Origin of the sequence: Roseateles sp. (assembly GCF_019237615.1) — a bacterium.
GTDB lineage: Bacteria > Pseudomonadota > Gammaproteobacteria > Burkholderiales > Burkholderiaceae_C > Pelomonas.
In genome coordinates, this window is the sequence record NZ_JAFAGT010000050.1 from 1 (window position 1) to 11,029 (window position 11,029).

The following is an 11,029-nucleotide window of genomic DNA, read 5'->3' on the forward strand; positions in this document are numbered from 1 at the left end:
TACAAGTGCCGGCGAACGGGACGCCGTGGCCAGTAGGGGACAAGAATTACTCGGCAAGGGCTTTGCCACACGAGTGATGTACGGCAAACTAGGGACAGACCTGAGGGTACTAATCCGTTTCCGGTCCCGGAAGCCCGGAGGCCATCCAGGCTAGAGGCGATTGTGCCAGCGGTGTGGTTTGTGTGCCGGACTCGCTGAGAGTGTCCGGAATTTTGTGTGTGAGGCATAGTATGAAGATCAGGAGCGACTATGCCAAGCAAGACGAAGAAGGCCGCCAAAGCCGCAGGGCCGGAATTGCCGGAAATTCCGAAGGAATTGATTGACCAGTTTGTGAGCGGTCCGATGAGCGCCGACGCGGTGCACGCCGTGTCGATGGCGTTCAAGAAGGCGCTGATCGAGCGTGCTTTGGGGGCCGAAATGACCCACCACCTGGGCTACCCGGCTGGCTCAGACAAGCCCGTGGACACGAGCAACCACCGCAACGGCAGCAGCACCAAGACCGTGCTGACCGATGATGGGCCGTTGAGGGTGGACATTCCGCGCGACCGCGAGGGCAGCTTCGAGCCCATTCTCATCCCCAAGCACGAGCGGCGCTTCACCGGCTTTGACGACAAGATCATCGCCCTGTACGCGCGTGGCATGACGGTGCGCGAGATTCAGGGGCTGTTGCGCGAGCAGTACGGCACCGAGGTGTCCCCTGAGTTCATCAGCTCGGTGACCGACGAGGTAATGAGCGAAGTTACCGCCTGGCAGGCAAGGCCGCTGGAACCCCTCTACCCGGTTGTGTTCTTCGATGCCCTGAGAGTGAAGATTCGCGAGGAAGCGGTGGTGCGCAACAAGGCGATCTACCTGGCCCTGGGCGTGCTGCCCGACGGCACGCGCGACATCCTGGGGTTGTGGATCGAGAACACCGAGGGTGCCAAGTTCTGGCTCAAGGTGTTCAACGACCTCAAGACCCGAGGCGTGGGCGACATCCTGATCGCCGTCACCGATGGCCTGAAAGGCATCGGCGAGGCCCTGGGAGCGGCGTTTCCGGCCACGACGCTGCAGACGTGCATCGTGCACCTGATCCGCAACAGCCTGGACTTCGCCAGCTGGAAGGACCGCAAGGCGCTTGCGGCCGCCATCAAGCCGATCTACACGGCGGTGAGCGCGGAGGCCGCCGAGAGCGAGCTGAACGCGTTTGAAGCGGGTTCGTGGGGCCAGAAGTTCCCGACCGTCGTCAGCGCCTGGCGCAGGGCCTGGGACAAGGTCATTCCGTTCTTCGCATTCCCGCCCGAGGTGCGGCGTGTGATCTACACGACCAACGCGATCGAGAGCGTGAACGCCAGACTGCGCAAGATCATCAAGACGCGCGGGCACTTCCCAAGCGACGATGCAGCCACCAAGCTGATCTGGCTGGCCCTACGCAACATCACCGAGGACTGGGGCCGCGCGGCCCACAACTGGAAGTCCGCGATGAATCAATTCGCGATCCTCTACGAAGATCGGTTCACGAGACCGACGCCGTAAGATCTTCAACCCGCTTCACGAATTCAGTGAAGGCTCACCCCGCCTTGCACACAGAAATTCGGACAGGCCCCACCGTGAGCTTCTGCTCAATTACTTCCGCGCCCGCAAGCAGTTCTCAAGCGGCATCGTCGAGGGCCTGAATGGCAAGGCCAAAGTCACCATGAGAAAAGCCTACGGCTTCCGCACGTTCCGCGTCATCGAGCTCTCTCTGTATCACGTGCTCGGCCGGCTTCCGGAGCGGGAACTCGCCCACAAATTCTGCTGAGGAACCAAATTTCGCAGCCATGACAGTCTCACTTCCAACTGCATCCGATGATGGAAGCTCCACCACCGGTATCCAACTTCTGGGGGCAGTTCATGCTGAGCGCACATGAAAAAAAAACCCGGTGCGGGTGCACCGGGCTTCTTGAGAGGCTCTGAGCGATCAGGCCGCGCGCTTGCTGGAGCGGGTGGCCGTCTGCGTGGCCTTGACGGCCTGCGAGGTGGCGGCCTGGAAGTTGGACTCGGCCACTTCGACGGCTTGCTTGGCGGCCTTCTGGACCGACTCGAAGGCGTTGTTGGCGGCGGCAACAGCCGACTTCACCAGGGCGACGGCGTTCTCGGTGCCGGCCGGGGCGTTCTTGGCGGCGTTGTCGACGACGGCGGTGAACTTCTTCTGCGCGTCAGCGAACTGGGCTTCGGCGGCCTTGGCGACTTCGGCGCCGGTGGCGGAGGCGATGTCGTAGACATGGCGGCTGTAGGAAGCGGCCTTCTCGGCGGTCGGCTGCAGCAGCGCGGCCTGCAGGGACAGCAGCTCCTGCGCGTCCTTGACGGACAGGGCGGCGGCGGTCGTGTCGGCGGCTTCGCTCAGCGCGGTCTTGGCGACCTGCAGGTTCAGCTCGACGAGCTTCTCGACGCCTTCGAACGCCTTGTTCGTCAGGCCGAAGAGGGTTTCGATGTTGGCCTTGTGGGCGGCGAGGATCTGTTCAGCGGTCAGCATGGTGTTCTCCTGTGGAGGGGGTTGAACCGTTTGCCGTGCTTCTTTTGCTGCACTGCAACATGACTCGAATGATAGGGCCCCGGCGCCGGATTGCAAGAACTTTTTTGTGCGGTGCAGCAAATTAGGGGTATCAGGGTGTGACCAAGCTGATGGGCCGCCCGGAAGCCCCTTGTGCCCTCGGCAGCCGCCCCTGCCCGGGCTCCGCCTCGGGCGGGCGCCTCGCCTATCGGTCCGATGAATTGTTTAAATTGTGCGCAAATGATTAGCGCGCTAAAGTTAAGTCCATGGATAGATGACGACAACGCAGCGAGGACGCTCAGCACCTGCTGAAGCGGCTTCTCAGGCGCCGAGGCCATCGAAGCCATCAACCGTCTCCAACCTCACCCAAGGACTTTCACCATGAACACGCTCGCACTCTCCATCGTTCTGATCCATGGCGGCTTCGTCGACGGCTCCGGCTGGGAAGGCGTCTACAACATCCTGAAGAAGGATGGCTACGACGTCAGCGTCGTCCAGAACCCCACCACGTCGCTCGCCGATGACGTCGCCTTCACTAAGCGCATCGTCGACGCCAAGTCGGGTCCGGTTCTGCTGGTCGGCCACTCCTACGGCGGTGTCGTCATCACCGAGGCCGGCAACGACCCGAAGGTGAAGGGCCTGGTGTACGTGGCAGCCTTTGCGCCCGACAAGGGCGAGTCCGTCGACTCCCTGATCAAGAACTCGCCCCCCGGCGCTCCGGTTCCGCCCATCCTGCCCCCGAAGGACGGCTTCTTGCTGCTGGACCAGGCCAAGTTCGCCGCCTCGTTCGCCGCGGATGTGGGCAAGCAGCAGGCCGACTTCATGGCCGCCTCGCAGGTGCCCTGGGGCGTCGCCGCGCTGACCGGTGCGGTCACGGAAGCCGCCTGGAAGAACAAGCCGAGCTGGTATCTGGTCGCCAAGGACGACCAGATGATTCCGCCGGCAGCCCAGCGCGCCATGTCGCAACGTGCCGGCTCGACCGTCGTCGAAGTGCCCGGCAGCCACGCCGTCTATGTGTCTCGCCCCGCCGAGGTGGCCCGGCTCATCGCGCAGGCCGCCAAGGCAACGGCCGCCGCCCAGGCGAAGTGATGCAGTGCGCCGCCGTGCACCGGTTCGCCGGTGCACGGCGGCTTCGGCGGATCAGTCCGCGCCGCGCAGCGTCCTGGCCAGGCGGGCCAGCGTGTCGCGCAGCTCGCCACCCTCGGCAAGCGGGAGCTTGCAGGCACTGACGAACTGGCTGCTCGCGCGCTCCGCCCGCTCCTGCAGGGCCCGGCCTTCCGGCGTCAGCTCGATGCTGAGGTTGCGCTCATCGGCCGCATCCCGCCGGCGCACCAGGAAGCCGGCCTCCCCGAGCCGCTTGACGAGCGGCGTGACCGAACCCGAATCCAGGCCGAGCCGCTCGGCGACGTGCTTGATCGTGACGCCGTCGCCTTCCCAGAGGACCAGCATCACCAGGTACTGGGGATAGGTCAGCCCCAGGTCGCCCAGGTCGCGCTTGTAGCTCTGCAGCATGGCCAGCGAGCTCGAATACAGCGCGAAGCAGAGCTTGTCGTCGAGCGTGGGGAAGCGCCGCTCGGCCTCCTGCCTGCTGCCGGTCCTGGAAACCATCGAACGTTTCTCCCCATTGAAAGCCGCCGCCCGCCGTGGGCCTGTGCATCGCCAAGCACGCAAATGATTGGCTCGCATCATTAGAGCAGGCCGCGCCGGACCCGATCGTCCCCCGGGCCTCTCTACCGCGGCTATCGTGGCTGCCCATGCTGGCCTTTCATTCCGACGCCCACAGCCTGGCCCTGCCGCCGGGGCACCGCTTCCCGCAGTCCAAGTACCGGCTGCTGCGCGAGCATTTCGAGTGCGAGCCGGGGCGCTTGCGCATGCGGCCGGCTCCAGCCGCCAGCGCGGCCGAGCTGGCGCGGGTGCACACGCCGGACTACATCGACGCCGTGCTGAACGGCGGCCTGAGCGCGGCCCAGCAGCGCGAGATCGGCTTCCCGTGGAGCCCGTCTATGGCGGAGCGCTCGTGCCGGTCGGTCGGCGCCAGCATCGCGGCGGCGCGCGCGGCGCTGCAAGAGGGCGTGGCGGCCAACATGGCCGGCGGTACCCACCATGCCTATGCGGACAAGGGCTCGGGCTATTGCGTGTTCAACGACGTGGCCGTGGCCGCGCGGCTGATGCAGGCCGAATGCGCAGCCGGCTCGCCCGGCGGGCTGCGTGTCGTCGTCATCGACCTGGACGTGCACCAGGGCAACGGCACGGCCGCCATCTTCCGCGGCGACGACTCGGTGTTCACGTTCTCCATGCACGGGGAGAAGAACTTCCCGTTCCGCAAGGAGGTCAGCGACCTGGACGTGGGCCTGCCAGACGGCTGCGGCGATGCCGAATACCTGGCGGCGCTGGACGAGGCGCTGGCCGAGGTCTGGCGGCGCTGCGAGCCGAGCCTGGCTTTCTACCTGGCCGGCGCCGACCCGCATGAGGGCGATCGTCTCGGCCGCCTCAAGCTGACCCACGCCGGCCTGGCCGAACGCGACCGCCGCGTGCTGGCGGCGCTGCGCGAACGGCGCATCCCGGTCGCGCTGAGCATGGCCGGCGGCTATGGCCACGACCTGGCGGCGACGGTGGCCGCGCAGGTCGCGACGCTGAACCTGGCCGCTGAGTCCTGGTCGGCCTGGCAGCGCATGGAAGAATCCCCGTCATGAATCAACCCCCACGCTCGCAGTGCTTGCTGCCCCCCGAGGGGACGCACCGGTGGCCTCCGGCGGCCGTGCACCACCGATGACGACGACCCGCCCCCAGCCCGACGGCCGCGCGGCCTATGCCCGCTTCGTGCCCCTGACCACCCGCTGGATGGACAACGACGTCTACGGCCACCTGAACAACGTCGTCTACTACAGCCTGTTCGACACGGCAGTGAATTCGCTGCTGATCGAGGCCGGTGCGCTGGACCTCCATGGCGGCGAGGTCATAGGCCTGGTCGTCGAGACGCACTGCAACTTCTTCGAGTCGCTGGCCTTTCCGCAGCGCATCGACGCCGGCGTGCGCGTGGCCCACCAGGGCCGCTCGAGCGTGCGCTATGAGATCGGGCTGTTCGCCGAAGGCGCCGAGCTGTGCGCCGCGCGGGGACATTTCGTGCACGTCTATGTCGACCGCGACAGCCGCCGCCCGGTGCCGGCGCTGCCGGCACCCTACCTCCAAGCCCTCGAGATGCTGACCCCATGAGCCGTTTCGCCACGCCCACCCCCGAGCAGACCGCCGCGGTCGACGCCGCCATCAAGACGCGCCATTCGCTGCGCGCCTTCCTGCCCACGCCGGTGCCGCGCCGGACGGTGGAGGACATCCTGGAGGTCGCCTCCTGGGCGCCCTCGGGCACCAACACCCAGCCCTGGCAGGTGCATGTGCTGACGGGCGCGGCGCTGCAGCGCATCGCCGGCCGCATCCAGGCCGCCTACCTCGACCCCGCGCAGAACGCCGCGCACCGGGAGGAGTACGCCTACTATCCCAACGAATGGCGCAGCCCCTACATCGACCGCCGTCGCAAGGTGGGCTGGGACCTCTACGGCCTGCTGGGCATCGCCAAGACCGACAAGGCGCGCATGCAGCACCAGCATGGCCGCAACTTCGTCTTCTTCGACGCGCCGGTCGGGCTGCTCTTCACCATAGACCGCGTCATGCAGCAGGGCTCGTGGCTGGACTACGGCATGTTCCTGCAGAACATCATGGTGGCCGCCCGCGCGCGCGGCCTGCACACCTGCCCGCAGGCGGCGTTCACGCAGTTCCACCGCATCCTCGCCGAGGAGCTGGGGCTGAACGAGGAGCAGATGCTGGTCTGCGGCATGTCCATGGGATTCGCGGACCCGGACGCGGTCGAGAACAGCCTCGTCACCGAGCGTGCGCCGGTGGCCGAGTTCACCCGCTTCCTCGAAGACTGATGACGCTTTCCGGTTCCGAACTGGGCCTGGCCTGGGCCGCGCCCTTTGCCGGCCTGCTGCTGTCCATCGCCGTCCTGCCGCTGGCCACGCCGGCGCTGTGGCACCACCACTTCGGCAAGATCGCCGCGGCCTGGACGCTGGCGCTGCTGCTGCCCTTCACGCTGGCCTTCGGCGCGGCGGCGACGGGCGGCGTGCTCGTGCACACGCTGGTGGAGGAGTACCTGCCCTTCACCATCTTGCTGTGCGCGCTGTACACGACGGCCGGCGGCATCTTCATCCGCGGCAACCTGCGCGGCAGCCCGGCGCTGAATGCGGGGCTGATGGCGCTGGGGGCGCTGCTGGCCAGCTTCATGGGCACCACGGGCGCCTGCATGCTGCTGATACGGCCGCTGATACGCGCCAACGACAACCGCCGCCACAACGCCCATGTCGTCGTCTTCTTCATCTTCATCGTCGGCAACGTCGGCGGCGCGCTGACGCCGCTGGGCGACCCGCCTCTGTTCCTCGGCTTCCTGCAGGGCGTGGGCTTCTTCTGGACGCTGGGTCAGCTGCTGCCCGAGACGCTTTTCCTGGTGGGTGCGCTGCTGGCCGTGTTCTGGGCCATAGACGCCTGGCTGTACCGCCGCGAGGGCGTTACCCGGCCCGACCCCACGCCCGACACGGCCGCGCTGGGCCTGGAAGGTGCGATCAACCTGCTGCCGCTGGCCGTGGCCGTGGGCCTGGTGCTGATGAGCGGCTACTGGAAGCCCGGCATCGTGTTCGACCTCTGGGGCACGCCGCTGCCGCTGCAGGCCCTGGCGCGCGACCTGGGCCTGGTCGCTGTGACGGCCTGGTCGCTGTGGATCACGCCGGCCGGCGTGCGCGGGAAGAACCGCTTCAGCTGGGCGCCCATGCGGGAGGTGGCCAAGCTCTTCATCGCCATCTTCCTGACCATGGTGCCCGTCATGGCCATGCTCAAGGCCGGCCCGGCCGGCGTGTTCGCGCCGGTGGCCGGCAGCCTCGATTCGCCCTGGGCCTATTTCTGGCTGACGGGCGGCCTGTCCTCGGTGCTGGACAACGCGCCCACCTACCTCGCCTTCTTCAATCTCGCCGGTGGTGACGCGCAGCGGCTGATGGGCGAGGGGGCCGCCATGCTGGCAGCCATCTCCGGCGGCGCCGTCTTCATGGGGGCCATGACCTATATCGGCAACGCCCCCAATTTCATGGTCAAGGCCATTGCCGAGGAGCGGGGTGTCAAGATGCCGAGCTTTGGCGGCTACCTGCTGTGGTCCTGTGCGGTGCTGTTGCCGCTTCTTTTCGTGATGGCCTGGATATGGATGCGATGAAGCCCAAGATTCTTGTCGCGCGCCGCGCGCCGGCCGAGGTGATGGACAAGCTCTCGGCCCATTTCGACGTGGACGCCGTGCAGGGCGAGGAGCCCCTGGGCGCCGGCGAGTTGCGCGCCCGCTTGCAAGGCAAGGCCGGCGCCTACATCACCGGCACCGAGCGCATCTCGGCCGAGCTGCTGGACGCCTGCCCGGACCTGCGCGCGGTCTGCACGATGAGCGTGGGCTACAACCACATCGACTTGGCTGCCTGCACGGCGCGCCGCGTGCTGGTCACCAACACGCCCGACGTGCTGACCGAGTCGACCGCCGACTTCGGCTTCGCGCTGCTGATGGCCACGGCCCGGCGCATGAGCGAGGGCGAGCGGCTGCTGCGCGACGGGCTGTGGAAGAGCTGGGCCTGGGACTTCCTGGCCGGCTCCGAAGTGCATGGCACGACACTCGCCATCCTGGGCATGGGCCGCATCGGCCAGGCCATCGCGCGCCGCGGCCGCTTCGGCTTCGGCATGAACGTGATCTATCACAACCGCTCGCGCCTGGCTGACGACACCGAGGCCGAACTCGGCGCGCGCTATGTGTCCAAGTACGAGCTGCTGCGCCAGGCCGACCACCTGGTGCTGGTGCTGCCCTATTCGGCCGAGTCGCACCACTGCGTCGCCGCGGCCGAGATCGCGCTGATGAAGCCCACGGCGACGCTGGTCAACGTGGCCCGCGGCGGCATCGTCGACGAGGACGCACTGGCTGCGGCGCTGCGCGAGCGGCGCATCGCCGCCGCCGGGCTGGACGTCTTCGAGGGCGAGCCGCGCGTGAACCCGGCGCTGCTGACCCTGCCCAATGTCGTGCTCACGCCCCATATCGCCAGCGCCACCCTGCCCACCCGCGTCGCGATGGCGCAGCTGGCCGCCGACAATCTCGTCGCTGCGCTGACCTCGCGCCCGCCGCCCACGCCGCTGAACCCTGAAGTCCTTTCCGCATGAAACGCCGCCTGCTGTACCTGCTCCCCCTGTTGCCCGCCATCGCCTTCGGCCAGTCGCTGAAGCAGCAGGTCGCGCCGCCGCCGCCCGCGCCCGCCGTCGAGGACAAGACGCCGCGCGACCCCAACAAGTTCGCCGCCCTGTCGCTGCTGGGCGACAGCGTGCAGCTCATCAGCCTCAGCCCCGCGCGCGGCGACACGGTGCAGGCCGGCGAATGGACGTCCTCGCCGGCCGGCGGCCTGGACAACGCCGTGCTGCAGGCCCTGAACGAGGCCGTCAAGGCGGCGGGCAAGGATCGCGAGGCCAAGCTCTACACCTCGACGACGCGCAGCCTCTTCGGCGACCCGGCCAGCCTCTTCGTCGACGGCAAGCTCAGCCTGCCCGGCAAGCTGGGCGAAGCGGTGCGCCAGAGTGGCGCGGCGCGGCTGCTGCTCGTCACGCGCAGCCGCCAGGAGCCGGCCCTCGCCGCGGCGCTGCCGGCGCGAATCCTCACCACGCTGGAAGGCCCCGGCTTCGTGCTGGACCAGCGCCCCAACGCCCAGATCGGCTTCGATGGCCAGCCGGGCCTGGCCGTGCTGGCGCCTTATGTCTCCATCCGCGTCGCGCTGGTGGACCTTGGCGACCTCAGGCTCAAGCGCGAGCAGTCGCTGGCCGTGGCCGGCCGCCTGCCGGTGGCCGCCGACGCCGCCAACCCCTGGGCCGCGACGACGGCCGAGCAGCGCGTGAGGGCGCTGGAGGCGCTCATCGAGGCGGAGCTGCCCAGAGCCGTCGCCGGCCTGGTGGCGCCATGAGCCTGCCGGAGCTGATGACGCCGGTCCTGCTGGTCCTGATCCTGGTCCTGCTGGTCCTGGTCTGGGTCCGCCAGAAGCCCCAGAGCGGAGTGCCGCCCGAGCTGCTGCAGAGCAACGAGCGGCTGGAGCGCGAGCTGCGCGACGAGCTGGGCCGCAGTGCCAGCGGCACGCGCCAGGAGCTGGTGCAAGGCCTGGCCCAGTTCCAGCAGGTGCTGACGCAAGGCCTGCAGGGCAGCAACCAGTCGCTGGCCCAGCAGGCGCTGGCCGCGCGCGAGGCGCAGGACGCCGCGGCGCTGCGCAGCGTGCAGGCGCAGGCCGAGTCCATGCAGCGGTTGAACGACGCGATGCGCGATCAACTGCAGGCGCTGTCCAAGACCAATGACCAACGCCTGGCCGAGCTGCGCCTGACGGTGGAGCAGCGCCTGACCAGCATCCAGCAGGACAACGAGAAGAAGCTGGAGCAGATGCGCGCCACCGTGGACGAGAAGCTGCACGCGACGCTGGAGCAGCGCCTGGGCGAGAGCTTCAAGCAGGTGGCCGAGCGGCTGGAACAGGTGCACAAGGGGTTGGGCGAGATGCAGAACCTGGCGCGCGACGTCGGTTCGCTGAACCGCGTGCTGACGAACGTGAAGACGCGCGGCGTGTTCGGCGAGGTGCAGCTGGCGGGCCTGCTGGACCAGGTCTTCACGCCCGAGCAGTACGCCGCCAACGTCGCGACGCTGCCGGGCTCCAGCGAGCGCGTCGAGTTCGCGATTTCGCTGCCCGGCCAGCGCGACGACGGCAAGCCGCTGTGGCTGCCCATAGACGCCAAGTTCCCGCGCGAGGACTACGAGCGCCTGCTGGATGCGCAGGAGCGGGGCGACCCGGCGGCCGCCGAGGCCTCGGCCAAGGCCATAGAGAGCCGGCTGCGCCTGGAGGCCAGGACCATACGCGAGAAGTACATCGGCCCGCCGCACACCACGGACTTCGCCATCCTGTTCGTGCCCACCGAGGGCCTGTATGCCGAGGCGCTGCGCCGCCCCGGCCTGGTGGAAGGCCTGCAGCGCGAGCACAAGGTCATGCTGTGCGGCCCCACCACCCTGCTGGCCACGCTGACCAGCCTGCAGATGGGCTTCCGCACGCTGGCGCTGGAGAAGCGCTCGGCCGAGGTCTGGGAGGTGCTGGGCGCCGTCAAGACCGAGTTCGGCAAGTTCGGCGACGTGCTGGCCAAGGCCAAGAAGAAGCTGGAGGAGGCCGGCAACACGCTGGACGCCGCCGAGGTGCGCACGCGCGCGATGACGCGCAAGCTCAAGGGCGTGGAGGCGCTGCCCGACGATGCGGCGCAGCAGCTGCTGCAGCTGGGTGCGGCGGACGAGGGCGGCGACTGAGAGCCTGAGAGTTTTTCTCCACCACCCTTTGCTGGCACGAAACTGGCATGTGCTGAGGCATGAGTGATGCCAGGCACCAAGGTGATGCGTCGGCCGGTCTGTTCGAGGACCTGGCGACGGTGGACGAACAGCAGCTCAGG

General features: G+C 68.1%; 12 protein-coding genes. 10 read left to right on the forward strand and 2 right to left on the reverse strand.

Going from position 1 to position 11,029, the window contains the following annotated elements; translation table 11 throughout:
- Positions 1–249: 249 nt before the first annotated feature.
- Both JOY88_RS09160 and JOY88_RS09165 read left to right on the forward strand, forming a co-directional pair.
- Entirely contained in the window at positions 250–1,512 is a 1,263-nt protein-coding gene (locus tag JOY88_RS09160) for an IS256 family transposase (RefSeq protein WP_293501958.1), read from the forward strand.
- 124 nt (positions 1,513–1,636) lie between these two features.
- Positions 1,637–1,777, forward strand: coding sequence for a transposase (locus tag JOY88_RS09165; protein WP_293501969.1), 141 nt, complete (start codon positions 1,637–1,639; stop codon positions 1,775–1,777).
- Positions 1,778–1,936: 159 nt separating this feature from the next.
- Here the strand turns inward: JOY88_RS09165 and phaP are convergent, their stop codons facing one another.
- Positions 1,937–2,491: a phasin family protein gene (gene phaP / locus JOY88_RS09170; protein WP_293501959.1), complete on the reverse strand. Its 555-nt coding sequence runs from the start codon at positions 2,489–2,491 to the stop codon at positions 1,937–1,939.
- A 399-nt stretch (positions 2,492–2,890) separates the two neighbouring features.
- Between phaP and JOY88_RS09175 the strand changes: the two genes are divergently transcribed.
- The gene (locus JOY88_RS09175) at positions 2,891–3,598 is read left to right on the forward strand and encodes an alpha/beta hydrolase (RefSeq protein WP_293501960.1); all 708 of its coding nucleotides are present in this window, start codon (positions 2,891–2,893) and stop codon (positions 3,596–3,598) included.
- Between the two features lie 51 nt (positions 3,599–3,649).
- Here the strand turns inward: JOY88_RS09175 and JOY88_RS09180 are convergent, their stop codons facing one another.
- The gene (locus JOY88_RS09180) at positions 3,650–4,117 is read right to left on the reverse strand and encodes a MarR family winged helix-turn-helix transcriptional regulator (RefSeq protein WP_293501961.1); all 468 of its coding nucleotides are present in this window, start codon (positions 4,115–4,117) and stop codon (positions 3,650–3,652) included.
- Between the two features lie 146 nt (positions 4,118–4,263).
- Between JOY88_RS09180 and JOY88_RS09185 the strand changes: the two genes are divergently transcribed.
- The 7 genes from JOY88_RS09185 to JOY88_RS09215 all read left to right on the forward strand — a co-directional run bounded on the left by JOY88_RS09185 (position 4,264) and on the right by JOY88_RS09215 (position 10,889).
- Entirely contained in the window at positions 4,264–5,202 is a 939-nt protein-coding gene (locus tag JOY88_RS09185; protein ID WP_293501962.1) for a histone deacetylase family protein, read from the forward strand.
- Between the two features lie 76 nt (positions 5,203–5,278).
- On the forward strand, positions 5,279–5,722 hold the full coding sequence (locus tag JOY88_RS09190) for an acyl-CoA thioesterase (RefSeq protein ID WP_293501963.1): 444 nt from the start codon (positions 5,279–5,281) through the stop codon (positions 5,720–5,722).
- Positions 5,719–6,432 carry a nitroreductase gene (locus JOY88_RS09195; protein ID WP_293501964.1) on the forward strand — a complete coding sequence of 238 codons (714 nt, stop codon included), beginning with the start codon at positions 5,719–5,721 and terminating at the stop codon, positions 6,430–6,432. The genes JOY88_RS09190 and JOY88_RS09195 overlap by 4 nt, the downstream gene beginning before the upstream one ends.
- A complete protein-coding gene (locus JOY88_RS09200) occupies positions 6,432–7,757 on the forward strand; it encodes a sodium:proton antiporter (RefSeq protein WP_293501965.1) in 1,326 nt (441 codons plus the stop codon). Before JOY88_RS09195 ends, JOY88_RS09200 begins: the two co-directional genes overlap by 1 nt.
- On the forward strand, positions 7,754–8,734 hold the full coding sequence (locus tag JOY88_RS09205) for a 2-hydroxyacid dehydrogenase (protein ID WP_293501966.1): 981 nt from the start codon (positions 7,754–7,756) through the stop codon (positions 8,732–8,734). The genes JOY88_RS09200 and JOY88_RS09205 overlap by 4 nt, the downstream gene beginning before the upstream one ends.
- Positions 8,731–9,522 (forward strand): hypothetical protein, encoded by a 792-nt coding sequence (locus JOY88_RS09210; RefSeq protein WP_293501967.1) that lies wholly within the window; start codon positions 8,731–8,733, stop codon positions 9,520–9,522. Before JOY88_RS09205 ends, JOY88_RS09210 begins: the two co-directional genes overlap by 4 nt.
- Positions 9,519–10,889: a DNA recombination protein RmuC gene (locus JOY88_RS09215; RefSeq protein WP_293501968.1), complete on the forward strand. Its 1,371-nt coding sequence runs from the start codon at positions 9,519–9,521 to the stop codon at positions 10,887–10,889. The genes JOY88_RS09210 and JOY88_RS09215 overlap by 4 nt, the downstream gene beginning before the upstream one ends.
- Positions 10,890–11,029 lie beyond the last annotated feature (140 nt).